This is a genomic window from Streptococcus sp. 1643 (assembly GCF_006228325.1).
Classification (GTDB): domain Bacteria; phylum Bacillota; class Bacilli; order Lactobacillales; family Streptococcaceae; genus Streptococcus.
In genome coordinates this window covers 1829066-1854840 of record NZ_CP040231.1, presented here as the reverse complement: position 1 = coordinate 1854840, position 25775 = coordinate 1829066, and the positions used below count along the sequence as shown (strand labels likewise).

The window sequence follows — 25775 nt, the reverse complement described above, 5'->3', positions numbered from 1 at the left end:
AGGATTTGAATGGTCCTTTTCTTTTTTTATGGTGAAATAGGGATAAGTCCAAGTTTTTCAGCTCTTTCCGATGGTATTTTTCCTTGCTTTCCTTTATAATGGGTGTATGGACAAGAAAAAATTATTATTAATTGATGGATCTTCTGTTGCTTTTCGAGCTTTTTTTGCGCTTTATCAGCAGTTGGATCGGTTTAAAAATGCTAATGGCCTTCATACCAATGCAATCTACGGTTTTCAACTCATGTTGAATCATGTCTTAGAGCGGGTTGAGCCTAGTCATGTTTTGGTAGCCTTTGATGCAGGTAAGACGACTTTCCGAACAGAGATGTATGCAGACTACAAGGGGGGCCGTGCTAAAACTCCAGATGAGTTTCGTGAGCAATTTCCCTTCATTCGTGAGTTGTTAGACCATCTTGGGATTCGCCATTATGAGTTGGCCCAGTATGAAGCTGATGATATCATCGGGACCCTAGGTCGTTTGGCTGAGAAGGATTCTTTTGATGTGACAATCGTTAGCGGAGACAAGGACTTGATCCAGTTGACGGATGAGCATACGGTTGTCGAGATTTCTAAGAAAGGTGTGGCTGAGTTTGAGGCCTTTACGCCAGACTATCTTATGGAAAAAATGGGCCTCACACCAGCTCAGTTTATAGATCTCAAGGCTCTTATGGGGGATAAGTCTGATAATATCCCTGGCGTCACTAAGATCGGTGAAAAGACGGGTATCAAGCTCTTGCTAGAACACGGTTCGTTAGAGGGTATTTATGAAAATATCGATGGGATGAAGGCTTCTAAGATGAAGGAAAATCTCATCAATGACAAGGAACAAGCCTTTTTGTCTAAAACCTTGGCGACCATTGAGACAAATGCACCGATTGAGATTGGCCTTGATGATTTGCTTTATAGTGGACCAGATGTGGAAAATCTCGGGAAATTCTACGATGAGATGGGCTTCAAACAGCTCAAGCAAGCTTTAAATGTGTCATCAACGGATGCGCCTGAAAGTTTGGATTTCACTATCGTTGACCAAGTCAGTCAAGACATGCTGAGCGCCAACTCTATCTTCCACTTTGAGCTTTTTGGTGAGAATTACCATACAGATGACTTGGTTGGTTTTGCCTGGTCCTGTGGGGATAAACTTTACGCTACAGACAAACTTGAGCTCTTGCAGGAGCCGATTCTCAAGGATTTTCTAGAAAAAACACCTCTGAAAGTGTATGATTTTAAGAAAGCGAAGGTTCTTTTAAATCGTTTGGGCTTGAGTTTGCAGGCCCCTGCTTTTGACAGCCGTTTGGCCAAATACCTCCTCTCTACTGTCGAGAACAATGAAATTTCAACCATTGCGAATCTCTATGGCCAAACTTATTTGGCTGATGATGAGATTTTCTACGGTAAGGGGGTCAAGAAAGCTATCCCTGAGAGAGAGAAATTCTTGGAACACCTAGCTCGCAAGGTTGCTGTATTAGTTGAAACCGAGCCTGTTTTACTTGAAAAACTCGGTGAACATGGGCAGTTAGACCTTCTCTATGACATGGAGCAACCTCTGGCTTTTGTCCTTGCCAAGATGGAAATTGCTGGGATTACAGTCAAGAAAGAGACCTTGCTTGAGATGCAGGCTGAAAATGAGCTTGTCATTGAAAAGCTAACTCAGGAGATTTATGAACTGGCTGGTGAGGAGTTTAATATCAACTCGCCTAAACAGTTGGGCGTACTTCTCTTTGAAAAACTGGGCCTTCCTCTAGAATACACCAAGAAAACCAAGACAGGTTACTCGACAGCCGTGGATGTGCTAGAGCGTCTGGCTCCTATTGCGCCAATTGTTAAGAAAATTCTAGACTACCGTCAGATTGCTAAGATTCAATCGACTTACGTGGTTGGCTTGCAGGATTGGATTTTAGATGATGGCAAGATTCACACGCGCTATGTGCAGGATTTGACTCAGACAGGGCGTTTGTCTAGTGTGGATCCAAACTTGCAAAATATTCCTGTTCGTTTGGAACAAGGTCGCCTCATTCGTAAGGCTTTTGTGCCAGAGTGGGAGGATAGTGTACTACTCAGTTCGGACTATTCACAGATTGAGTTGCGAGTTTTGGCGCATATCTCTAAGGATGAGCACTTAATCAAAGCCTTCCAAGAGGGAGCAGATATCCATACTTCGACAGCTATGCGTGTCTTTGAAATTGAACATCCTGAGGATGTGACGCCAAACGACCGTCGCAATGCCAAGGCTGTCAACTTTGGAGTGGTTTACGGGATTTCAGATTTTGGTTTGGCGAACAATCTTGGTATTAGTCGTAAGAAGGCCAAAGCCTACATTGATACCTACTTTGAGCGTTTTCCTGGGATTAAAAACTATATGGAAGAAGTGGTGCGTGAAGCGCGTGATAAGGGATATGTAGAGACCCTCTTCAAACGTCGTCGAGAGCTACCAGATATCAATTCGCGCAACTTTAACATTCGTGGTTTTGCAGAGCGAACTGCCATTAACTCCCCTATTCAGGGTTCGGCAGCAGATATCCTCAAGATTGCTATGATTCAGCTAGACAAAGCTCTAGTTGAGGGTGGTTATCAGACCAAGATGCTCTTGCAAGTGCATGATGAAATCGTCCTTGAAGTTCCGAAATCAGAACTAGCAGCTGTCAAAGTACTAGTGAAACAAACCATGGAAGAAGCCATCCAACTCAGTGTTCCCCTTATCGCAGATGAAAATGAAGGGGCAACCTGGTACGAGGCTAAATAAGAAAGCTATGATAGAGTTTGAAGCGCGTGCCTTCAAGCTCTTTTTCATGGTTTTCTGTAAGCAGTTTCCTTGACTTTTCCTTGTATTTGCGTTACTATATGTCCATATAAGATATGGGAGTCTGTGTACAGTCTGAGAGGAAGTGTTAAACTTCGACCGCACCTGATCTGGGTAATGCCAGCGTAGGGAACGATACTTAGCCGAATTCTGCACCTTTTCCATATATGGCAAAGGTTTTTCTTTTTGTCAAAAAGAAAAACTGAGAAGAGGAGGTTTTTATGAAAGCAAGCATTGCCTTGCAAGTCTTGCCCCTATCACAGGGGATTGATCGAATTGCTATTATCGATCAAGTGATTGCTTATCTGCAAGCTCAGTCCGTGACCATGGTGGTGACACCCTTTGAAACGGTCTTGGAAGGGGAGTTGGATGAGCTCATGCGTATTCTTAAAGAAGCGCTAGAAGTGGCAGGGCAGGAGGCAGATAATGTCTTTGCCAATGTCAAAATAAATGTAGGAGAGATTTTAAGCATCGATGAGAAACTTGAAAAGTATGATGAGACGACACACTAGTCTATTGGGTTTTCTAGGAGTCTTGTCAATCTGGCAGTTAGCAGGAATATTCAAACTTTTACCCAAGTTTATCCTGCCAACTCCTTTTGAAATTCTCCAGGCCTTTGCTCGTGACAGAGAATTTCTCTGGCACCATAGCTGGGCGACCTTGAGAGTGGCTTTGCTAGGTCTAGTCTTGGGAGTCTTGATTGCCTGTATGATGGCGGTGCTTATGGACAGTCTGACTTGGCTCAATGATCTTATCTACCCTATGATGGTGGTTGTTCAGACCATTCCGACCATTGCTATAGCCCCTATCCTGGTCTTGTGGCTAGGCTATGGAATTTTGCCCAAGATTGTCTTGATTATCCTGACGACAACCTTCCCTATCATCGTCAGCATTTTGGATGGTTTTAGGCATTGTGACAAGGATATGCTGACCTTGTTTAGTCTGATGCGGGCCAAACCTTGGCAAATCCTGTGGCATTTTAAAATCCCGGTTAGCCTGCCTTACTTTTATGCAGGTCTGAGAGTCAGTGTCTCCTACGCCTTTATCACAACAGTGGTATCTGAGTGGTTGGGAGGCTTTGAAGGACTAGGTGTCTACATGATTCAGTCCAAGAAACTGTTTCAGTATGATACCATGTTTGCCATTATTATTCTGGTGTCGATTATCAGCCTTTTGGGTATGAAATTGGTCGATGTTAGTGAAAAATATGTGATTAAATGGAAACGTTCATAGAATAAGAATGTTTCAAAAAAGAAAAGAGGAAATGAAAATGAAGAAAACATGGAAAGTGTTTTTAACGCTTGTAACAGCTCTTGTAGCTGTCGTGATGGTAGCTTGTGGTCAAGGAAATGCTTCTAAGGACAACAAAGAAGCAGAACTCAAGAAGATTGACTTTATCCTAGACTGGACGCCAAATACTAACCACACAGGGCTTTATGTTGCCAAGGAAAAAGGTTATTTCAAAGAAGCTGGAGTGGATGTTGATTTGAAATTGCCACCTGAAGAAAGTTCTTCTGACCTGGTTATCAATGGCAAGGCGCCGTTTGCTATCTATTTCCAAGACTACATGGCTAAGAAATTGGAAAAAGGGGCAGGAATCACTGCCGTTGCCGCTATCGTTGAGCACAATACATCTGGAATCATCTCACGTAAATCTGACAATGTCAGCAGTCCAAAGGACTTAGTTGGGAAGAAATACGGAACCTGGAATGACCCAACGGAGCTTGCTATGTTGAAAACCTTGGTAGAATCACAAGGCGGAGACTTTGAGAAGGTTGAAAAAGTACCAAACAACGACTCAAACTCTATCACACCAATTGCCAATGGCGTTTTTGACACTGCTTGGATTTACTACGGTTGGGATGGTATCCTTGCCAAATCGCAAGGTGTAGACGCCAACTTCATGTACTTGAAAGACTATGTCAAGGAGTTTGACTACTACTCACCAGTTATCATCGCAAACAACGACTATCTAAAAGACAACAAAGAAGAAGCTCGCAAAGTCATCCAAGCTATTAAAAAAGGCTACCAATATGCTATGGAACACCCAGAAGAAGCTGCAGATATTCTCATCAAGAATGCACCTGAACTCAAGGAAAAACGTGACTTTGTCATCGAATCTCAAAAATACTTGTCAAAAGAATATGCAAGCGACAAGGAAAAATGGGGACAATTTGATGCTGCTCGCTGGAATGCCTTCTACAAATGGGACAAAGAAAATGGTATCCTTAAAGAAGACTTGACAGACAAAGGCTTCACTAATGAATTTGTAAAATAATGACAGAAATTAGACTTGAACATGTAAGTTATGCCTATGGCGATGAAAAGATTTTAGAGGACATCAACCTGCAGGTGACGTCAGGTGAAGTAGTTTCTATCCTGGGACCTAGTGGTGTTGGAAAAACCACTCTCTTTAACCTAATCGCTGGGATTTTAGAAGTTCAGTCAGGGAGAATTGTCCTTGATGGCGAGGAGAATCCCAAGGGGCGCGTGAGTTATATGTTGCAAAAGGATCTACTCTTGGAGCACAAGACAGTGCTTGGCAATATCATCTTACCCCTCTTGATTCAAAAGGTGGATAAAGCAGAGGCTATTGCCCGAGCGGACGACATTCTTGCGACCTTCCAGCTGACTGCTATACGGGATAAGTATCCTCATGAACTTAGTGGTGGAATGCGCCAACGTGTAGCCTTGCTCCGGACCTACCTTTTCGGGCACAAGCTCTTTCTTCTTGACGAAGCCTTTAGTGCCTTGGATGAGATGACCAAGATGGAACTCCACGCTTGGTATCTGGAGATTCACAAACAGCTGCAGCTGACGACCTTGATCATCACGCATAGCATCGAAGAGGCCCTCAATCTCAGCGACCGCATCTATATCTTGAAAAATCGTCCTGGGCAAATTGTTTCAGAAATTAAACTAGATTGGTCTGGAGACGAGGACAAGGAAGTCCAAAAGATTGCCTACAAACGGCAAATATTAGCAGAATTGGGATTAAATACGTAGCTTTTTTGGGAAATTTGTATATATTAAATACAAGCGAAATCCTTGCTTGGATTTAATTGTTTCAAAGCTGATGAACATGCATGATTAGGCTTAATATTTAAATAAATAGTAAGTTAATATAAAAATAAATAAATTTTAGTTGACATTCTGTCATGAATCTGTATAATATAATTGAACCATTATAGACAATAAGGAGGATAATGTGGTGAAAAAGAGAACTAGTAAACTCTTTCATGGCTTGATGGCCTTGCTACTGGTTGTGTCAGTCTTTTTGCCTGCGCTAAGACTTAATGGCGTTGTTAGTGCTGCCGAAAAAACTGAGTCAGAGTACACTTTGACTACAGAACCGACGATTAATACGAACCGATTAGTCGATCATGCCAAATATGGTGAAGGTAAGTTCTATCTTAAAACAACTTACGCATTCCCAGATAATGTAACTCTGAAAAACGGTGATTTCATGGTTTATCACGTTCCAAATGAGTTTAAAATCGAAGTAGATTCTACTACAGATTTAAAAGCTCCGAACGGTGAAACGATTGCAACACTGACAACAGAGAAGGCAACGAATACTGCTAAGATTACAGTAACAAACGAAGAGTACTTTAAGAAGTTTAATGAGAACAAACAAATTGTTGCATCATTTACTGTGGTATGGGCAGACCATGTTGAAAAGAATAAGGAATATGAAATCAACATTCCTGGTGCAGGAGTTTATCATCTGACTCGTATCGTTCCAGACGTTGACCCAACTGGATTTACTAAATGGGGAGTTCAAGACTCAGACGATCCTAACTATGTAAACTGGCGTATCCGTGTTAACCGCTATGCAAAATCTTACACTGGTGTAAATATCCAAGATACTATTCCTGATGGACAAGTTCTTGCAAGTGAAATCACTGGTTACTACTTCCCAGACTGGGAAAATGGTTACGGAAGAACAAAATTGGATAGTGCTCATGTCCAAGTAACAGATAAGAACCATTTCTCAATTACACCTAATGGTGATGGAACCTTAGATCATAAAGGGCTTTATATCATGTATCGTACTCGTTTGACTAAACCAGTCAATCCAGTTACTAAACGTGTATTGAACAATGTAACTGTCACTACAAACGAGGAAGCCCAACCAATAGAATTTGAAGGTTTTGCACCAATTACAACTACTGACGGTATTGGTGTAGGTGCCAAATCGGATGAGGTTGCTCTAGAAGTGACTAAGAAACTTAATGGTAAAACTCTTGAAAAAGATGCATTTAGTTTCCAACTTCTAGATGACAAAGGTAATATTTTACAAACTGTCAAAAATGATGAGAATGGTAAAGTGAAGTTCGAGGCAATCAAATACAAAGAAGCAGGAACTTTTAAATATACCATTAAAGAAGTTAATGATAACAAACCTGGATACACTTATGATGCGAACGTCCTTAAAGCGACTGTAACAGTAGAAGATGTTTTGGGTGAAAAATTAGCGAGCGTCAAATTTGAAGATTCTAAGAAAGAATTTACAAACTCATACGCGGCTAAAGAAGCAAAACTTCAACTTGAAGCTAAGAAAGTCTTGAACGGTAAAGCCCTTGAAGCTGGAAAATTTGAATTTGAGTTGAAAGAAAAAGAAAGTGACAAAGTCGTTGCGACAGCTAAAAACGCTGCAGACGGTAAGATTCAATTCCCAGAACTTACACTCACAGAAGAAAAAACTTATACATACACTATCTCTGAAAAAGCAGGTGATGTAGCCGGAGTTGAATACGATCCGAATGCTTATGAAGTAAATGTAGTCGTTAAAGATAACGGCCAAGGTCAACTTGTTGCAACACCAGATGCAGAGAACATTACTTTCACCAACACTTATAAAGCAGCTGAAACAAGCGCTACTATCAAAGCTAAGAAAGTCTTGAATGGTAAAGAACTTGTAGCTGATGCTTATACTTTCGAATTGAAAGAAAAAGATACAGATAAAGTTGTAGCTACTGCTAAGAACGCTGCTTCAGGCGAAGTTGTCTTCAACGTCAACTACACAGAAGCAGGCGAGCACACTTACACTATCACTGAAAAAGCAGGAACAGAGTCAGGTGTGACTTACTCAACTGAATCTTACACAGTTAAAGTGAATGTAGTAGATAACGGTCAAGGTCAATTGGTTGCGACTGTAGAAAATCCGGATGCAGAACGTGTCTTCACTAACACTTATAAAGCACCAGTTCCACCGGCTCCAACAGCTACATCAGCAACACTTGAGTTTACGAAAGAATTGACTGGTCGTGCTTTGGTTGATGGTGAATTCCAATTTGAATTGTATGAAGATACAAACAAACTGGATACAAAAACAAACCAAGCTGGAAAAGTAACGTTTAATGTAATCAACTATGATGCAGAAGGTGTTCATACTTATACTGTAAAAGAAGTGAATGCTGGAGCAACTGGTATTACTTACGATACAGAAAAGACTGTAAAAGTAACAGTAACCAAAGATGCAGCAACAAACGCCTTGAAGGCGGCTGTTGAATACCCAGCAGGTAGTGTCTTTAAGAACACCTACACGCCAGACCCAGCACCAACGCCAGATCCACAACCAACACCGGATCCAACACCAACACCGGATCCAACACCAACGCCAGATCCACAACCAACACCGGATCCAACACCAACACCGGATCCAACACCAACTCCAGATCCAACACCAACTCCAGATCCAGCACCAACTCCAGATCCAGCACCAACTCCAGATCCAGCACCAACTCCAGATCCAGCACCAACTCCAGATCCAGCACCAACGCCAGATCCAACACCAACGCCAGATCCAACACCAACACCGGATCCAACACCAACGCCAGATCCAACACCAACACCGGATCCAACACCAACGCCAGATCCAACACCAACACCGGATCCAGCACCAACGCCAGATCCAGCACCAACGCCAGATCCACAACCAACACCTCCAGTAACTGAGGAAAAAGGTCAAGCTGAACTTCCAAACACAGGTGAAGCAACCTCTATCCTTTCTGCAATTGGATTTGTAGTATTGGCATTGAGCGGATTGGTATTCTTCGTAAAACGTAAAGCTTAGGCTTTCGTAGGAGAAACATGAAACTTGGTAAGTGAGAATATTTCTTCTCTCTTAAACTTGATAGAGAAAGTCTCTAGAAAATTCGTTTTCTAGGGGCTTTTTTTGTTTTGAGACTATTAGTTTATATCACTCCACAAGACGTAAACTGTCTAATGAAGGTGGTTAAAGTTGAAGATCTCACAATATTTTATTTTACCCGTTCCCTTTTCCTTTAAAAAAATTAAAAATTTCGGTATAATAGTCAATTATACCGAAATCATTCTATAATCGTTGATACATAAGGGTTTTATGTATCACTTTTTTAATTTTGTGGACTTTTTTAAGAACTTTTTATTTTTTCGAGGGCAGTTTCAAAGAATGAGACTGCTCTTTTTTGGTTTTCTTTTGATAAATGGCTGTAAGTATCCATAGTTACAGATATTTTTGCATGGCCAAGCCGTGTCTGTATTTCCTTGTATGGCAGGCCAGCATTAAGCAAGATACTAGCGTGAGTATGGCGGAAAGCATGAAAGCCTAAATCAGTACAGTTAGCGTTTTTTAAGTGCTTATGTAGGCGATAATCAACCTTTCGAGTATTGACATAGTTGTCAAAGCTATCAGAGAATACTTTCTCATAGGTTAAGCCAATGTTTCTACCGTTTTCTGCTTGTCTTGCTCGGTAGAGACGAAGCATGAGTACTGTTTTATGATCGATATCTAAAACTCTATAGCTTGATTTTGTCTTAGGACTGTTTACCTGATTTAAAATATTGAGTGTTTTGTTAATATCAATCGTTCCGTTCTGCAGGTCAATATCAGACCATTCCAGGGCCAGACATTCACGGATGCGCAGTCCAGTAGCTAGGAGCGTTTTATAAAGCACAGTATCATAGAAATTGACAAAGGTATTCTCCAGGTTATCGAGATAGGAGAGGAAGTTTTTAAGTTCCTGATCTTGAAAGTATTTAATTTCTTGTTTATCTCTAGTTATCTTTCTAGGAATGACAACATCACGAGCAGGGTTATTATCCAATGTCTGGATAGAAACTCCATACTGTAGAATACGTTTATTTAAGGCGTGAAGGTGATTGTATTCTTTATATCCCGTTCCGTCCTGATTGTACTCATCTGCCCACTTATTTACCTGAGTTTGGATAATAACAGGGGTAAGTTTATCTAGTTTGTAAGTACCAAATGAGGGTAAGAGGTAGTTATTTAAGCAGCCTTTTATCTTTATCTGCGTATTAGTCTTTATGGTATGCTGGTAGGTTTGCCAAAACAAGTCCACAAGTTCGCTATAGGTTGTTATATGTGAGCGTTGTTTTCGTGTAGAGCCGTTTTTCTCAAATTCTACCTTAGCCTGGGTGGCTTTGTTTTTGAGTTCTTTTTTTGTTCGTGCTGATATGGTAGTCTTGACCTTTTTTCCAGTCACAGAATCAATGCCAAGATAGATACTAGAGCGGTAGACTGCTGATCCGTCTTTTTTCGTGTGTTGTGTAATTTTCATGGTTTTAACTCCTTTTCCATCAGCAGGCAAGCAATTAGAAAAGATTTTGAGTTTATACCATGCGAGGAGCTATGAGAATGCCCCTATTTTCGATTTTAAGCAGTCAGAAGATATTAATATACCAGAGTAGGAAACAAGGCTATATAGAGCTTGTAGAGGCGTTAAACTTAATTAGTGAAAATTCCTAATCAAAGTATTTATCAATTTTTAATATTTGTAAAAAGGCTCATTGATTACATCTCGAGACAAAGCACAAAAGGAGCTTCGTTAGAGGCTCCTTTTGGTAGGTCGCTACTGCAACCATTCATAAGATTAAATTAAGCTTAATCCATTTGAAGCCATTTGTCAACTTTAAATTGATATTTAAAGTAAGAAGACTGGAGTAACTTTAGAATTTAAAACTATTTAAGCGAAGTTTGTCAATATGTCTTCTTCTTCTAAAAATTTAGTATGAGGCAACAGTAAAATTTTTGCTTTGGTATTTTCTTCAAAGATTGCCTTTGTTTCTACCATTTTTTCAAACTTATGACTTGTGTCATCAATAAGTGCAACATATTCTGCATTATGTTTATGATTTTGGAGAATTCTAGTATCCATTGCAAGTAATTTTGCTCTGTTAAGATCATTACCATTTGAAATAGTTCTAATCAATTTTTCATTTTTTCGTGTAGGGATTGTAAAATCAAATTGAACTGTAATTCCTTCTTTACCAGAAAACGAAGTTCTGCTTGTAAAAAATACTTCTCTTTTTCTTAAAATTTCCTCGACTTCATCATGGAAAATATTCTTTACATTTTTATCTTTTAATACAATCATATCATTTACTTGCATGATTGTTTGAAGAAGACGTTGTTTAGCTAGAGGAAATTTTTCCAAGCTAGTAGTTATACAAAGTTCATTATTATTTAACTCAGTGCCTAGACTACTCACAATTGTGTTTAGAATATTGTTTTTATGTAAGGTTCGGCCGTTTAAATTTACGCCGTGACTTTTTAGGTTGTTGATAGTCCAGCCGTCATCTGTTAAGGTAACTCGACCATTGTTCAAGAATTCAGCATATAGAATAATATGGTCAAAATCGTTATCTAAAAAAGGAGTACTGATTTCAACAGTATGATTGTCAAGGTCAGCGAAGCGATACTCTTTCATAAGCCAGTCGAAGTATACTTTTTTCAATGTGTTGGACTTATTCATTATCTTTCTCCTTTCTTATATTTGTGTATGATATAAATTCCGTAAATACATCTATTATCTGATTTACATTAGGGAAGTTAGAATCTTTCAAAGGTATTGCAATGGAATCTCTCTTGTCGTGTTTATTGGAATAGATATGTATATGACTACCAATAATAACTTTTCCATCAGGATTAATGTGTCTGTTCGATGGATGAATGTCAACTCTAACTATGTGGTCGTGAAAATCTTTTAGTCGAAGATGTATGCTGAAACGTTCATTGTTTAATCTACCTCGAAAGATATGAAGAATATATTGGATATCATCATCGTCAATTATAGTCTCGTCCACTTCTATTTTACCAAACATTGCGGAAATGGTGTTGTAAATCTGATCAAAAGTTAGCTGATTTTTAGGATGTTTTAATCTATTTATAATTTCTTGCACTTGTGCATCATCTAAGTTTGAATAATTCATTTTATCTTTCTTTATAAATACTTATGTTTTTCTTGTTGTACAAAATAAATTCTGGAATTACTATTTTAGCTAGTAAAGTATATTTTTAATTTTTATCTTTGTTCCGACTTGTCACTTTGAGGGTATAGTCATTGTATTCTTCTTGTAATTCACTAAAGTAATTTGGCTATATTTCAGCAAATGAAGAGAACTCATTATTAAATGTTAGGTGACTATTCTAATTATCTAAACAGAGAAAAGCTTAGAAATCAGGAAAGGTTTTAGATAATCTTCTCAAAAACCATTGTGGCTTGAATACGGTCACCACCGCCTAGTCCTTTGCTTCCACCATTGGCGGTTGTGATGGTATGCAGGCGATAACCTTTTGAAGCTTGTTTATTGATAACATCTTCTAATTCTGTAAGGTTTCCTGATCCAGTACCGAAAAACTTTTCTTTCAAAGTTACCTGGAGGACAACGTAGTGTAGTCCATTTACTCCAGATGCAGTAGAAAAACTACCTTCTTGTTTTACAGTGTCAAAAAATCCCATGGGGCTTACTCCTTGTTATACATATTTTTATTTGTTATTTATCTGACAACGATTTTAATAGGTTTAACACAATCTGTTTATCTTCTTCAGATAGAAAGATGAAGTTTACCAATAATTGAACCTCTTGAGGGTTTAATGTTCCAAGAGTAAATAGAAAATCATTAAGTTTTTGCTCGGCTTCATTAATAATCTTATCATCTGATAAGTATTCTTCTATGTCATGCTTGTTTAACTCATTAAAATTTGGAATGAGGCTTTTTAAAATTTCTTCACGATACCTATTTAGAAAATCTTCCCCTTTTAAAGTTAATAGATTTTCAGTACCATCAGCCATTTTTAATTCATAGTATGCTCTAAAAGCTTTTAAAAAGGCTTCATCTGAACCATCTTTTTGACTAAGCTCTTTTACTGATTCAACAAAATTATCTTCATAGCCTAATAAATAAGAAACACTTACTCCAAATATATCTGCTAATTGTTGAGCTTTATCTTGCTTCAGAGAAACATTTTCAGCATTTTCCCATCTAGATATTGTTAATTTTTTTACTCCGATTTCGTTAGCTAATTGTTCTTGTGTTTTTCCGTGCTCTTGTCTAAGAGTCTTAATGCGATTTTTCATAAATGCTACTACCTCAGTGTAATTATAGCATAAAATAAAAAAATATCAAAAAAGATAACAAATAAAATTATTTTCTGTTGACAAGTATCATTTATGATGCTATACTCTAACTATAAGTTATCAAAAATGATAACAAAAAGAAGGGAGAAATATCATTGCTTATTACCTCAACACAAGCAAAAGCGATTCGCCGAAAGCAGGCAGACAAGAAATTGACTGCAAAGCAAGCAGGCGAGGAAATCGGAGTTACACAAGTTACCTATCGAAAAATTCGAGACGGTGGTGAAGTAAAGCCGAGCATTTACCAAAAAGCCATGCAGTGGCTTGCAGAAGACTATTAGAAAGGAGCGAACCAATCACGATTTTAGTTCATATTTACAGATTTCTTGTATGGTGCTTTACCACTGGAGATTGATTGATCAGACTAGCTAACTATTCGCTAGATTAAGATGCTTGCTACCTATGGCAGTATCAAGGATTTATAACGGTTTTGTCTCCTATCTCAATTAGTAAATTCATATGGTACTGTCTTAAGTGGCAAGCATGAGCAAAAAGAGGAAAGTAAACTTATTATTTAAGTGTAGAAATTTTAAGAATGGATAATAAAGTAGAATTTGAAACAATTACTAATAGCAAGGGATTTCCGATTCCCAAGCGTTTCAAGGATTTTAAAAAGCTAGTTGAGAAAGACAGACAACTAGCCGAATATCTTTGCATGAACTATGAGGACTTAGAAAGTGAAGACCTGGGCGCATTACTTGAAACAGTAGAGCAGGGCTTCAGCTGGATTCTGGATCTTATCGAAAGTAAAGACTTGCTTTATAAGCCCAAGTCAGGGAAAAAAGCATGAAACAAGACAACAAAAAAAGTCACTTGCTCAAATTTTGGTCGAGGAGAGCAAGCAACTAGATGAATGGTATAGATATTTTTTCTATACCTTGATTATAGCATAGAAAGACAAGGTACACAATGAGAAAACAACATCAAGCAGTAAAATTCAAGGATATTGCTGAAAAATTGCCTGAACTTGAGGGCAAAAACTTAGAAGAAATCGCAGGAGTGTTAGGCTACCGTAACCTAGACAGTTGCAAGGTTAATCTTTACAATCTCAGACAAAATAAGCGACTAGGTTTCAAAGTAGAAAAAGAAGTTTACACTAAGTTTGAACTCTTGGACGATACTGTAAAAGAAGAACTGGAAGACAAGGAACTTGGGGAACGTGGTCGCTATTTGAAGAGTGTAGACCGCTACAAGGCTATGTTAAATGCCTTTTCTATTGCCTTTGATAGCACGGTTAAGGCAGAAACTAGACAAAAAGCAGAACATGACGGACTGAAAGCCTTGGATAGGATTCCAGATAAATACTACGCCCTACTTTATGACATGATGGAGAGCTAGGGATGGAAGAAAAGACACATTTTGCTAGATTCATGCGTAGAGGTATGGAATTAGCAAGGCAATTACATAGCAAAGAAATTCAACGTAAAGAATTTGATAGAGCCTGGAAAAGATTAGGCGATCAAATCGAAAACGAAACAAAGACAAACTAAGAAAACCGAAGAGCAGGCAAGCAATTAGAAAAGGTTTTGAAAAATGAGTGCTGACACGGCGACTCTAAGCACTTGTTTAGTAAAAATGTGGGTGATTACCCACGAAACATCACTAAATGCGTCCGCCAACTAGGGGCAATCGCCCAGCGTTTGGAGTGGTGTAAATACTGTATAGGAAACGGCAAGAAAAAGGATAACAAAGCAAAAGATGACAATAACAAACTTAGAAATAAATACACAAGCAGACCTTGACAATCTAATGTCTGAGGTCAAAGCAGAAAGTCCAAACCTATTCCAATTCATAAGTGATTTTATCAATAAAAAAGTATCCATAGAAGAAGTGGAAGCATTTCTAAAAATGGAACATGAAATACAACAGTTATACATCAAGAATTACAAAGCGAGGACATAAGATGAATGAGTTAAATTTAACCAACACACAGGCACTTATCTTTGTGGTGGTACTGATTGGCTTTCTTATTTACCTAAACCACCGAGACCGCAAAAAAAGCGCCCAAATTGAGCGAGAAAATAGACAGATGAAAGAAACACCTAGCGAGGATTTAAGTCCTTGCTACGGGCGATATATTCAGCTTGCAGGGATTAAACCGTGGGGGTGCTAGTATGTTTGAAAAGATGATTGAGGATCTAAAGTCGAATATTCTGGAATCAGTGGAACGGTATCTAAAGAACCATGAAAAAATTCCTCCAAAAAAGTTGAATTTGATTAGTAAAACGGAACTTAAGGAAGAGTTAAATATAGGAGATAAAACCCTGAGTAGTTGGGAACATGCAGGCTTACGACAATATATCCCACCAATCGAGGATACTAGAAAGGCTTATTATAAAATTTCCGATGTTCTTAAGTTCTTGGGGGTAGAGGAATGAGAGTACTCGAGTTAATTTTATCCGCTGATAAACTATCATTATTCGCCTTTCTAAAGTCTACCCCTACTCAAGTTTGGAAGAATGGAAATCACTATAAGTTTGTATACTACGAGCCAATAGGTGAGGGACTGACGGATTTTCGTTACAAAGGCTTATATGTAGCTATCCGAGACGAAAAGAGTGATAGGGAAGGATGGGAACTAGCTAGACCATTAGAAATTACCTTGGCTAGTCCTGAATTGCTGATGATCCTGAAAGATTTAGAGGTAAATAAATTGACAGAGCAACGGCAGGGGCTTGGAGTGGAGTTAAAAGGCTGGGTTTTTGACCTGATTTGTAATGGCATTTATACCAGGTATGAGACTTCACTTTTTGTCCGATTGCTATTTGTGAATGGTTACAGTTTTAGTCAGTTAGTGGATTTGTTTTCTACTATCGTCAAACGGAAAGAATTGGCCAGTTATTTCCTTGAAGTAGCGACAAAATTCTATAAGGAGGTGGCTTTTGAATAGTGAAGAAATTGTAACTAAAATTATCGAAGAGAATCAGCAACAAATACCGCCTACCGTGGTGGACTTGACCCAAGCAAGAGAGACCAACGAGGATAATAATAGTCTGAATCTAACACCGAAAACCAAAGGGAAAGGCTTTGCGGTTACCTTGGACAATCTTAAGAAGATTTTAAGTGGAGATAGCAAACTGAAGGGGGCGATACAGTACAATACATTCACTTATGAAATTGACGTGACAAAAGCAACAAAATTGAACGGTAGAACCTTAAGCGGAACCATTGACGACCTAATTATTAGAGAGATTAGGGCTTATATTGCTACAAAGTACAAGATAGATTATAAAAAAGGGGATATCGCTGATATTTTGGAGGTGGTGGCTGGTGAACATAGCTACAACCCTTTAAAAGACTATCTGGAATCATGCGAAAGCGAATATAGAGAGTTAGTGAATCAGCGTGATCCCTTTGCTATTTTAAGGCATTATCTCAATATCAAAGATGATGAATATAACCGTATTATCATGGATTTGTTTTTCCGTGGGGCGGTTGCTAAGGTATTTGACCCCTCTATTAAGTTTGACTTTGTGCTGGACTTGACTGGAAGGCAGGGAGTAGGAAAGACCCAATTTTTTGAGGGACTATTCACTCATAAGTATTTTACAACCGTTGAAACTTTCACAGACAAAGACGATAAGGCTAGAATGGTTAGAAATTGGTGTGTATTTGATGATGAAATGGTGGCCAGTAAAAAGGCTAGTTTTTCAGAGTTGAAGAAGTTCATCACCGAAACCAAACTAGAGTATAGACCGCCTTATGCTTCCAGTGATAGACGACTACCCAAGAGTTTTATCATCGTGAGGGCAACTAATGATCATGATTATTTGAACGACTTAACAGGGGAAAGGCGCTTTCTTGTTGCTGAAGTACATAAGGATACCACTTATAAGGGCAGGAAGTGGACGGAAAAAGACCGCAGAGCCTTTTGGGGCGCTATGGTAGTAGCTTGGAAGTCTAACCAGTCTTTGACGCTGACAGACGAGCAGGAGAACCTGGTAAATGAGGTAAGAAGTAGGTACAAATTTGCTGATGAAACTCTTGAGGATTTGGAGCGTTATTTGGCTTTACCTTTTCCAAAAAACATGTACCATTACCCAGTTACAGATAGAACCAGGTATTACTATATTTATGACATGATGAACGAGGGCTATTTTAGAAATAGCGAGAGTGGAACGGTGGAACTTGATACAGATAAATATGGCGAATTGGTAGAACGTGACAAGATGACTATAAATCTATTTTTCCAAGAAGTCTATCTAACTGACAAAGCACCACCAAAGGATAAAGCAAAGGTTAAAAAGTATATGCAAAATAAAGAGGGATGGGAACACAAACGATCTTTGAAATTTGGAAAAAGCGTTAAACCTGGTTACTCAAAACATAAAAGGTAGTTAGGGTAGTCACTAACCCAGAAAATGACTACCATTTAGAGGGTAGCTAGAACCTTTAAACAAAAAGGATTTAGAAAAAGGGTAGTTTTTAAGATTTTACTGACTACCCCCCTAAACCCTTGATATTATTGACTTTTATATTTAAAAGTAGTTATTTTATATTATTTATAAAGTAAATAGAATGAATAGATTAAAACGTTTATTATTTATTTTTTTTGGAGCGAGGTGACTACCTGACTACGCATTTTATAAACCCTTGTGGCTGTAAGGTGCAAGTGGTAGTCACTAGATATTCAAAAATGACTACCTTTTTGAAACTGATTATTTTTCAGTGATTGAATTTGATTTTTGGAGGTTGTTTTAGCTATAAAATTCATGTGTATTTAACATAATGAAAAAATGTAAATTAAAAAACGCAAAATAGACCTATCCCCTTGATACAAAAGGGATTGAGAAAACGGCTTGAATTTAACAGAATAGAAGATATGTTAAATATAACAGTTGTGAAATGAGGTAAAAATGTTAGAAAAACCAAGGATAAGAAACGAGCCAGATAAAATTAACGACGGATACAAAAAAATATTTAACAAAGAATTGGAGAAGAAGATGAATGTAATTGAAAAAAATAAAAAGAAACTGGAAGAAGTACGGAACAAACAAGCGGAAGAATTAGCTGAAATCAGTGATCATTTACCAATAATTGAATCTGAAATTAGTTCACAATATGAAGAATTGGCTGCTGCTGAAGCCAACTTGGATGCTGAATCTTACACCAAAATTGAAGAAAAGATTTCCGTATTAAATAAAAAACGAGAAATGTACAAAAATCGTCGTAGTAGCATTGAAAATAAAAATTATATTTCTAAAGAACAGACGCAAAGTATTGAGGATGAAATCCGTGATTTTATGAAAAAAGAAGATGATAGATTCTTTAAAAATGCTAGTAGTCTTCTTAAAGAACTTGAAGATCTTTATACAGAATGCAATAATTTAAGAAATGAAGCTGAGAACATAATCCGTGACTTAAAAACAAACTTTACCACTAAAGGTACTACAGGATTTAATTTTCATTCCTACGAAATCAGAGGCGAAAATCTTCGTGATGCAATGAATTGCTTTAAGGAGTTTGAAGCGTATAAATTGATTTTAAACTACAATAAAAAATAATACAATCTTCAATAGAAATATAAATGTATAAGAAACTCACAGCTGAGAGTAGGGGGGTGGGTGCACTAAAAACACCCCTGTTTTGAAAGATACCGAGGGGGTATATTTGAGAATACCAATCCCCTCCCCTAAAAAGAAAGGATCCCCTCCCCTAAAAAGAAAGGACCCCCTCCCTAGATGAATACCCCCCCAGGATAGACCGGACCGGAGTGGTCCTCACAGAGTCGCTTTTGAAAAGAATAAAAAGATTATTCTAAAGACCAGAAATACTTGTGGGATTTGTGGACTACCAGTGGATAAGTCATTGAAGTATCCACATCCTTTGTCACCAGTTATCGATCACATTATTCCAATCAATCGAAACGGTCATCCATCAGACATCAACAACCTACAGCTAGCGCACTGGCAATGCAACAGACAGAAGTCTGATAAGTTATATGCTGACGATAGGTCAGCCAATGCTACTGTTGTAGGCAATCGCAACCTGCCACAATCTAGAGACTGGACAAAGTACAGAGCTTGAAGAAGGCAAAAAAGAAAAATTATATTATTTTTTAAAAATGTCAAAAATAATTTTGAATACTTAAATCTTGAAAAAAATAACAGATATGTGTGAAGTAAGTCCTAGCTAAAGTATAGGGGGGTATCCCCCTCCCTCTAGGCGCTCAAGAGCTTCACGCCGTCACTGTACATTTTTTCTCGCGCCAAATCACAGAATTAAGTAATAATGAAATAAAATGTTAGGGCTTAGAAATATAAAAAATGATATAATCGAGGTGTGGTAATTATGTATGAAAAAAGATGAAATTAAAAAATATTTAGAGACCGATCTTGAATTTAATGTTAATGGCCGAGGTGCTTGTTTCTTATCTAGCGTTTGTGTAGTTGGTTATGATTATGAAGGTCAGCAGTTTAATACGATTGATGAAGCTATGGAAGCTAAAGTTTTTGATGGTAAAAGTTTAGTGGATATATGGGATGAAGTTTTTCCACAAGTATCGTAAAATAAAAATATGGTCACATTATTTGACTAAGATGATAGAAAGAGCCTGAATGATGTTAAATAACGACTTAACGGAATGCGATAAACCAAGTTCATCCGATGGAATGGCTAAAGTTTTTATTTCAGAGTCTAATATTGAAGGATACAGTGATTTTTACAAAAATAATGAAGAATCAAAAATTTGGTGGATTGATAAGATAGATGTTAGAGGAGAGCTGTTGTTCAGTTTTGATCAGCAAAAAATTTATAACTTATTTCTTGATTATCCCCACAATATGACGGAAGAAGAAGTTAGAATTTTTGATAGTGAAAATCCTTTCTGGAGAGAATTTTTTCAATGAGTTGGGTAGTATGAAATGGACGTAGACAACACAGAAACAGCAAAAAGAGCATATCATTTTTTGAAAAGTTACAAGTCGCTGAAGAAGTTAGCCAATCTTAGAGATACTCCAGGCGCATTTGAAACCAAAGCTATCGAGATTGTCAAAATGATAGACTCTTATAGTAGTGGCCTAGACGAAAAGAAACGTGGTATATTTTATAATTTATTTATTGTTTCCCAAAAACAAAAGCATACTTTAAAAGAACTATATAGCTTACTGGATATTGATAAAACAGAGTATGACCGTCTCAACAGTGAAATCTTACTAGATTTTGCTCGTAGTTATCGAGAAGGAGCATTACTGATATATAAAGATAAAAACTAATGACGAAATAAAGGCCCTTAGAAAAGAAACTAGGGGCTTTTATGGTGTTATAAAAGGAGCTTAAAAAAACGTGTTATCTATTAATAATTGTGCTATAATGAGTATATAAAAAGATATTTTGTAAGTAAGGGAGGGATAAATATGATTACTGCTTTAGATGTGGCAAATACATTCTTAGATAGAGCAAAAAAAGAAAAGATTGATATTTCTCCAATGAAATTACAAAAATTGATATATATCTTATACAAGGTATATCTACAAGAAAACGGTTTAAAATTGTTTGAGAATAGATTTGAAGTATGGCAATACGGCCCAGTTATCTCATCTGTTTATCAAGCTTTTAAAAAATTCAGATCTAATAGAATAACTGAATTTTATCTTAATGAAGATGGTTCTTATAATACGGTCCGATTCAATAACAATCCTCGTTTCGATCGAGCTTTTGAATTAGTATGGGAAAAATATAAACAACTTGACGGTGTATATCTTTCGCTCCTTACACATCAGCCTGGAACAGCATGGTCAAAGGCTGACGAGCGTCAAGATATTTATTTAAATGACGAAGATATATATGCAGAAGAGGAGTATCAGATTGCCAGCTAAGAAAGAAAATACGAATAATATTCCTATAGAAGAAGATATCCCTAAAAATACTACTAGTCAGTTTGCTAATGATATTGAAAATGATACTAAACAAAATAATTTTAAAAGAGATGTTTTTAATACGATAAAAGGGCATAATTTACTAGGCTGGTGTGTAGCTTTGCTTGTTTTTGTTTACGCAGTTGAAACATGGAATAACAAAGGTGGGATTAGCCCTGTTGGGGAGAACTTCATAGAAATTATTAAATTACTTATTTTTTCACTTACCGGATATCTTTTTGGGACTAATTCAAATAATAAAGAGCAGTGAAATTTTACCTGATTAGCAGTATTCATTATGTTCAAATAACTGAGAGTGTTTCCTAGGTATGGTATATCTAATACCAGGTAATGAAAAAAGCACGTTTGATCGTGCTAGATTCTTGCCTGCTGAACTCGTCAATATTACGCCCTTTTTAGGGCTTTTTTTGTGGACTTTTTTAGGAACTTTCAAGAAAAACTAAGGCGAATTAATGCCAAAGTGTTTTTAAAGAAAGTCAGTATTTTCAAGGGCTGAGCCCTAAAAATTTGACTTATAGAGTGTTAAATGATAGTATAGTCAAAGATAGTCAAGGTTCAAAGAAGGAGTTTGATTTACTATGAGATTTAAAAATACATCAGATCATATCGAAGCCTATATCAAGGCGATTTTAGACCAGTCTGGTATCGTGGAATTGCAACGGAGCCAGTTGGCAGATACCTTTCAGGTTGTACCTAGTCAGATCAACTATGTCATCAAGACCCGCTTTACGGAAAGCAGAGGTTACTTGGTTGAGAGCAAGCGTGGTGGTGGAGGCTACATTCGCATAGGGCGGATTGAGTTTTCCAATCATCATGAGATGCTCCGCGATTTGCTTTACTCGATTGGTGAGAGAGTTAGTCAGGAGATCTATGAGGATATTCTCCAGCTTTTGGTGGAGCAGGACTTGATGACCAAACAGGAGATGACCTTGCTAACTTCAGTAGCAACGGATCGTGTCCTAGGGGAAGAATCCTCAGTTGTCCGTGCCAATATGCTCCGACAGCTATTACAAGAGGTAGATAGAAAAGAGAAGTAAGATGAACTATTCAAAAGCATTGAATGAATGTATCGAAAGTGCCTATATGGTTGCGAGCCATTTTGGAGCTCGTTACCTAGAGTCATGGCATTTGTTGATTGCCATGTCTAATCACAGTTACAGTGTGGCAGGTGCGACTCTAAATGATTACCCATATGAGATGGACCGTTTAGAAGAGGTTGCGTTGGAACTGACTGAAACGGACTATAGCCAAGATGAAACTTTTACGGAATTACCCTTTTCCCATCGTTTGGAGGTTCTCTTTGCAGAAGCAGAGTATGTAGCCTCAGTGGTCCACGCAAAGGTGCTAGGGACAGAGCATGTCCTCTATGCGATTTTGCATGACGGCAATGCCTTGGCAACTCGCATCTTGGAGAGAGCAGGCTTTTCTTATGAAGACCAGAAAGATCAGGTCAGAATTGCTGCTCTTCGTCGCAATTTAGAGGAACGTGCAGGTTGGACAAGAGAAGATCTTAAGGCTTTGCGTCAACGCCATCGCACAGTAACTGACAAGCAAAATTCCATGGCCAATATGATGGGCATGCCTCAAGCTCAAAGTGGCGGCTTAGAGGATTATACTCATGACCTGACGGAGCAAGCGCGTTCTGGCAAGTTAGAGCCAGTTATCGGTCGAGACAAGGAAATCTCACGTATGATTCAAATCTTGAGCCGTAAAACCAAGAACAATCCTGTCTTGGTTGGTGATGCGGGTGTCGGGAAAACAGCTCTAGCACTTGGACTTGCCCAGCGTATTGCTAGTGGGGATGTACCAGCTGAGATGGCAAAGATGCGTGTTCTAGAGCTTGATTTGATGAATGTCGTTGCAGGGACACGTTTTCGTGGTGACTTTGAAGAGCGCATGAACAACATCATCAAGGATATCGAGGAAGATGGCAAAGTGATCCTCTTTATCGATGAACTCCACACCATCATGGGTTCTGGTAGCGGTATTGATTCGACTCTGGATGCAGCCAATATCTTGAAGCCAGCCTTAGCTCGTGGAACTCTGAGAACAGTTGGTGCAACCACTCAGGAAGAATACCAAAAACACATCGAAAAAGATGCAGCTCTTTCTCGTCGTTTTGCAAAAGTGACGATTGAAGAGCCAAGTCTAGCTGACAGTATGACTATTTTGCAAGGTTTGAAAGCTACCTATGAGAAACACCACCGTGTGCAAATCACAGATGAAGCCGTTGAAACAGCTGTCAAGATGGCGCATCGTTACTTGACCAGTCGTCACTTGCCAGACTCTGCTATCGACCTCTTAGATGAAGCAGCAGCAACAGTGCAAAACAAATCCAAGCAAGTGAAAGCAGACGAATCCGACTTGAGTCCAGCTGACAAGGCTTTGATGGATGGCAAGTGGAAACAAGCTGCTCAGTTAATCGCAAAAGAGCAGGAAGTCCCTGTCTATAAAGACTTGGTAACAGAATCCGATATTTTGACTACCTTGAGTCGCTTGTCAGGGATTCCAGTCCAAAAACTGACTCAGACTGATGCTAAGAAATACCTGAACTTGGAAGCGGAGTTGCACAAACGTGTCATCGGTCAAGATCAAGCTGTTTCAAGTATTAGCCGTGCGATTCGCCGCAACCAGTCAGGTATTCGCAGTCACAAGCGTCCGATTGGTTCCTTTATGTTCCTAGGACCGACAGGAGTCGGTAAGACCGAATTGGCAAAGGCTCTGGCAGAAGTCCTCTTTGATGACGAATCAGCCCTTATCCGCTTTGATATGAGTGAGTATATGGAGAAATTCGCAGCCAGCCGTCTCAATGGAGCTCCTCCGGGCTATGTGGGTTACGAAGAAGGTGGGGAGTTAACCGAGAAGGTTCGCAACAAACCATACTCCGTACTCCTCTTTGACGAGGTAGAAAAGGCCCACCCAGACATCTTTAATGTCCTCTTGCAAGTCTTGGATGACGGTGTCTTGACAGATAGCAAGGGGCGCAAGGTTGACTTTTCAAATACCATTATCATCATGACGTCAAACCTTGGTGCGACGGCTCTTCGTGATGACAAGACGGTCGGCTTTGGCGCTAAAGACATTCGTTTTGACCAGGAAAATATGGAGAAACGAATCTTTGAAGAGCTGAAAAAAACTTATCGACCAGAGTTTATCAACCGTATTGATGAAAAGGTGGTCTTCCATAGCTTAGATAGCAAGCACATGCAAAAAATTGTCAAGATTATGGTCAAACCATTGATTGCTAGCCTGGCAGAGAAAGGTATCGACTTGAAACTGCAAGCTTCGGCACTGAAGTTGCTAGCTAGTCACGGTTACAATCCAGAAATGGGAGCTCGCCCACTTCGCAGAACCCTGCAAACAGAGGTGGAAGACAAGTTGGCAGAACTCCTCCTTAAGGGAGAACTGGTAGCAGGCAAGACACTTAAGATTGGTGTCAAAGCAGGCCAGTTAAAATTTGATATTGCTTAAAAATAGAGAGTCAGGAGCAATCCTGATTCTTTTTTGCTACTTTTTTATAAAAAATGATAAAAAAGTATTGACAAAACAAAAATATAGTATATAATAAAAACATAGAAAATAAAAATATCAAAAAGTATAAAAAGGTAAAACGTTTATGAAAAAGAAAACAGCAGTGGTGTTTGGGACCTTTGCCCCCCTCCATCAGGGACATATCGATCTGATCCAGCGAGCGAAGCGTCAGTGTGACCAGGTCTGGGTAGTCGTTTCAGGCTACGAGGGAGACCGAGGTGAGCAGGTAGGTTTAAGTCTTCAAAAACGATTTCGCTATATTCGAGAGGCTTTTCGTGATGATGAGTTGACCTTTGTCTGCAAGTTAGATGAGACCAACCTTCCCCGTTACCCTATGGGCTGGCAGGAGTGGTTGGACCAGATGTTAGCGGAGATTTCCTATGATGAAACCCAGCAAGAACTGACTTTTTTTGTAGGAGAAGAAGACTACCAGCAAGAACTAGCTAAGCGTGGCTTTGAGACCGTTTTGCAAGAAAGAAAGTTTGGTATCTCAGCGACTATGATTCGAGAAAATCCAAGCAAATATTGGAAATACATCGCACAACCCTTCCGTCGTCAGTTTACCAAGAAAGTCTTGATCATGGGAAGTGCCAGTAATGGGAAGACTACTCTAGCCAAGGATTTGGCTAGGTATTACGATGCGCCCGTTAGTCTGGAATACGCGCGTGAGTACCAGATCAAAAACAATGTTCGCGACGATGAATTGACTCCAAAAGATTACTACTATCTCCTGTTGGGACAGTATGACCAGACCTCTAAGTTAATCGATAGTAATGCCAATCGAGGCCTTGTGATAGCCGATACCAACTCCTTGGTAACCAAGGGCTACTATGACTATTATATGGAGACTGAGGACCAAGGGGACTTATCAGGAGAAACCTTTGACAATCTCTTTGTTTCAATCTTGGCCAAGGAAAAATGGGATTTGATTCTCTTTGTGCAACCTGTCGGCTCCTATGTCAATGACGGATTTAGAGATATGACCATGGCAGAGGACCATATTCGCTACAGTTTTTCCCAGCATTTGGACCAGATGAGGGAGCGATACTTAACCACCATTCCACTAGTTTATCTAGCAGAGGATTATCTAGGCAATTATGAAGCAGCCAAAGTGGCTATTGATGCCATTTACCAAGCAGATTAGG

30 protein-coding genes and 1 riboswitch are annotated in these 25775 nt (G+C 38.7%); of the genes, 25 read left to right on the top strand and 5 right to left on the bottom strand.

Annotated elements, in window-relative coordinates:
* The first annotated feature begins 106 nt into the window (after window positions 1-106).
* From polA to FD735_RS09560, 6 genes are all read left to right on the top strand, one after another.
* Entirely contained in the window at window positions 107-2740 is a 2634-nt protein-coding gene (polA, locus tag FD735_RS09585; RefSeq protein WP_139659064.1) for a DNA polymerase I, read from the top strand.
* 103 nt (window positions 2741-2843) lie between these two features.
* Window positions 2844-2946, top strand: a riboswitch (TPP riboswitch).
* Between the two features lie 72 nt (window positions 2947-3018).
* Complete coding sequence (locus FD735_RS09580) at window positions 3019-3309, top strand: thiamine-binding protein (RefSeq protein WP_139659063.1); 291 nt, start codon at window positions 3019-3021, stop codon at window positions 3307-3309.
* Window positions 3272-4030, top strand: a complete 759-nt coding sequence (locus FD735_RS09575; RefSeq protein WP_139659062.1) for an ABC transporter permease — start codon at window positions 3272-3274, stop codon at window positions 4028-4030. The genes FD735_RS09580 and FD735_RS09575 overlap by 38 nt, the downstream gene beginning before the upstream one ends.
* A 37-nt stretch (window positions 4031-4067) precedes the next feature.
* Window positions 4068-5075: an ABC transporter substrate-binding protein gene (locus FD735_RS09570; RefSeq protein ID WP_139659061.1), complete on the top strand. Its 1008-nt coding sequence runs from the start codon at window positions 4068-4070 to the stop codon at window positions 5073-5075.
* Window positions 5075-5803 carry an ABC transporter ATP-binding protein gene (locus FD735_RS09565; RefSeq protein ID WP_139659060.1) on the top strand — a complete coding sequence of 243 codons (729 nt, stop codon included), beginning with the start codon at window positions 5075-5077 and terminating at the stop codon, window positions 5801-5803. Before FD735_RS09570 ends, FD735_RS09565 begins: the two co-directional genes overlap by 1 nt.
* Before the next feature lie 205 nt (window positions 5804-6008).
* On the top strand, window positions 6009-8876 hold the full coding sequence (locus FD735_RS09560) for a Spy0128 family protein (RefSeq protein WP_139659059.1): 2868 nt from the start codon (window positions 6009-6011) through the stop codon (window positions 8874-8876).
* 319 nt (window positions 8877-9195) lie between these two features.
* Here the strand turns inward: FD735_RS09560 and FD735_RS09555 are convergent, their stop codons facing one another.
* The 5 genes from FD735_RS09555 to FD735_RS09530 all read right to left on the bottom strand — a co-directional run bounded on the left by FD735_RS09555 (window position 9196) and on the right by FD735_RS09530 (window position 13162).
* Window positions 9196-10362, bottom strand: coding sequence for a site-specific integrase (locus FD735_RS09555; RefSeq protein ID WP_139659058.1), 1167 nt, complete (start codon window positions 10360-10362; stop codon window positions 9196-9198).
* Between the two features lie 405 nt (window positions 10363-10767).
* Window positions 10768-11556: a DUF1828 domain-containing protein gene (locus FD735_RS09545; RefSeq protein ID WP_049510244.1), complete on the bottom strand. Its 789-nt coding sequence runs from the start codon at window positions 11554-11556 to the stop codon at window positions 10768-10770.
* Complete coding sequence (locus FD735_RS09540; protein WP_049510243.1) at window positions 11549-12013, bottom strand: hypothetical protein; 465 nt, start codon at window positions 12011-12013, stop codon at window positions 11549-11551. Before FD735_RS09540 ends, FD735_RS09545 begins: the two co-directional genes overlap by 8 nt.
* 260 nt (window positions 12014-12273) lie before the next feature.
* Window positions 12274-12543 carry a DUF4177 domain-containing protein gene (locus FD735_RS09535; protein WP_004261908.1) on the bottom strand — a complete coding sequence of 90 codons (270 nt, stop codon included), beginning with the start codon at window positions 12541-12543 and terminating at the stop codon, window positions 12274-12276.
* Window positions 12544-12577: 34 nt separating this feature from the next.
* Window positions 12578-13162 carry a helix-turn-helix transcriptional regulator gene (locus FD735_RS09530; RefSeq protein ID WP_139659057.1) on the bottom strand — a complete coding sequence of 195 codons (585 nt, stop codon included), beginning with the start codon at window positions 13160-13162 and terminating at the stop codon, window positions 12578-12580.
* A gap of 155 nt (window positions 13163-13317) precedes the next feature.
* Between FD735_RS09530 and FD735_RS09525 the strand changes: the two genes are divergently transcribed.
* The 19 genes from FD735_RS09525 to FD735_RS09440 all read left to right on the top strand — a co-directional run bounded on the left by FD735_RS09525 (window position 13318) and on the right by FD735_RS09440 (window position 25774).
* Window positions 13318-13503 carry a hypothetical protein gene (locus FD735_RS09525; protein ID WP_000909283.1) on the top strand — a complete coding sequence of 62 codons (186 nt, stop codon included), beginning with the start codon at window positions 13318-13320 and terminating at the stop codon, window positions 13501-13503.
* A gap of 254 nt (window positions 13504-13757) precedes the next feature.
* Complete coding sequence (locus tag FD735_RS09520) at window positions 13758-14012, top strand: hypothetical protein (protein ID WP_125391504.1); 255 nt, start codon at window positions 13758-13760, stop codon at window positions 14010-14012.
* A 119-nt stretch (window positions 14013-14131) separates the two neighbouring features.
* On the top strand, window positions 14132-14560 hold the full coding sequence (locus FD735_RS09515) for a hypothetical protein (RefSeq protein WP_139659056.1): 429 nt from the start codon (window positions 14132-14134) through the stop codon (window positions 14558-14560).
* Between the two features lie 2 nt (window positions 14561-14562).
* Window positions 14563-14712: a hypothetical protein gene (locus FD735_RS09835; RefSeq protein ID WP_162837410.1), complete on the top strand. Its 150-nt coding sequence runs from the start codon at window positions 14563-14565 to the stop codon at window positions 14710-14712.
* Between the two features lie 208 nt (window positions 14713-14920).
* Complete coding sequence (locus tag FD735_RS09985; RefSeq protein WP_084930585.1) at window positions 14921-15124, top strand: hypothetical protein; 204 nt, start codon at window positions 14921-14923, stop codon at window positions 15122-15124.
* Window position 15125: 1 nt separating this feature from the next.
* Complete coding sequence (locus FD735_RS09980; RefSeq protein ID WP_125391506.1) at window positions 15126-15335, top strand: hypothetical protein; 210 nt, start codon at window positions 15126-15128, stop codon at window positions 15333-15335.
* 1 nt (window position 15336) lies between these two features.
* The gene (locus tag FD735_RS09500) at window positions 15337-15600 is read left to right on the top strand and encodes a hypothetical protein (RefSeq protein ID WP_125391507.1); all 264 of its coding nucleotides are present in this window, start codon (window positions 15337-15339) and stop codon (window positions 15598-15600) included.
* Window positions 15597-16112, top strand: a complete 516-nt coding sequence (locus FD735_RS09495) for a hypothetical protein (RefSeq protein WP_125391508.1) — start codon at window positions 15597-15599, stop codon at window positions 16110-16112. Before FD735_RS09500 ends, FD735_RS09495 begins: the two co-directional genes overlap by 4 nt.
* Window positions 16105-17559, top strand: a complete 1455-nt coding sequence (locus tag FD735_RS09490; RefSeq protein ID WP_125391509.1) for a virulence-associated E family protein — start codon at window positions 16105-16107, stop codon at window positions 17557-17559. The genes FD735_RS09495 and FD735_RS09490 overlap by 8 nt, the downstream gene beginning before the upstream one ends.
* A 519-nt stretch (window positions 17560-18078) precedes the next feature.
* Window positions 18079-18726: a hypothetical protein gene (locus FD735_RS09485; protein ID WP_139659055.1), complete on the top strand. Its 648-nt coding sequence runs from the start codon at window positions 18079-18081 to the stop codon at window positions 18724-18726.
* Between the two features lie 181 nt (window positions 18727-18907).
* Window positions 18908-19249, top strand: a complete 342-nt coding sequence (locus tag FD735_RS09480; RefSeq protein ID WP_139659119.1) for an HNH endonuclease — start codon at window positions 18908-18910, stop codon at window positions 19247-19249.
* Between the two features lie 268 nt (window positions 19250-19517).
* Window positions 19518-19730 (top strand): hypothetical protein, encoded by a 213-nt coding sequence (locus FD735_RS09475; protein ID WP_033630508.1) that lies wholly within the window; start codon window positions 19518-19520, stop codon window positions 19728-19730.
* Window positions 19731-19779: 49 nt separating this feature from the next.
* Window positions 19780-20070, top strand: coding sequence for a hypothetical protein (locus tag FD735_RS09470; RefSeq protein WP_139659054.1), 291 nt, complete (start codon window positions 19780-19782; stop codon window positions 20068-20070).
* A gap of 15 nt (window positions 20071-20085) precedes the next feature.
* A complete protein-coding gene (locus FD735_RS09975; protein WP_255296286.1) occupies window positions 20086-20436 on the top strand; it encodes a hypothetical protein in 351 nt (116 codons plus the stop codon).
* 141 nt (window positions 20437-20577) lie between these two features.
* Window positions 20578-21039 carry a Panacea domain-containing protein gene (locus tag FD735_RS09460; protein WP_125391512.1) on the top strand — a complete coding sequence of 154 codons (462 nt, stop codon included), beginning with the start codon at window positions 20578-20580 and terminating at the stop codon, window positions 21037-21039.
* Complete coding sequence (locus FD735_RS09455; protein ID WP_125391513.1) at window positions 21029-21349, top strand: hypothetical protein; 321 nt, start codon at window positions 21029-21031, stop codon at window positions 21347-21349. The genes FD735_RS09460 and FD735_RS09455 overlap by 11 nt, the downstream gene beginning before the upstream one ends.
* A gap of 328 nt (window positions 21350-21677) precedes the next feature.
* Window positions 21678-22136: a CtsR family transcriptional regulator gene (locus FD735_RS09450; protein ID WP_001211258.1), complete on the top strand. Its 459-nt coding sequence runs from the start codon at window positions 21678-21680 to the stop codon at window positions 22134-22136.
* A 1-nt stretch (window position 22137) separates the two neighbouring features.
* Complete coding sequence (locus FD735_RS09445) at window positions 22138-24570, top strand: ATP-dependent Clp protease ATP-binding subunit (RefSeq protein WP_139659053.1); 2433 nt, start codon at window positions 22138-22140, stop codon at window positions 24568-24570.
* 145 nt (window positions 24571-24715) lie between these two features.
* On the top strand, window positions 24716-25774 hold the full coding sequence (locus tag FD735_RS09440; protein WP_139659052.1) for an AAA family ATPase: 1059 nt from the start codon (window positions 24716-24718) through the stop codon (window positions 25772-25774).
* The last annotated feature ends 1 nt before the right edge of the window (window position 25775 follow it).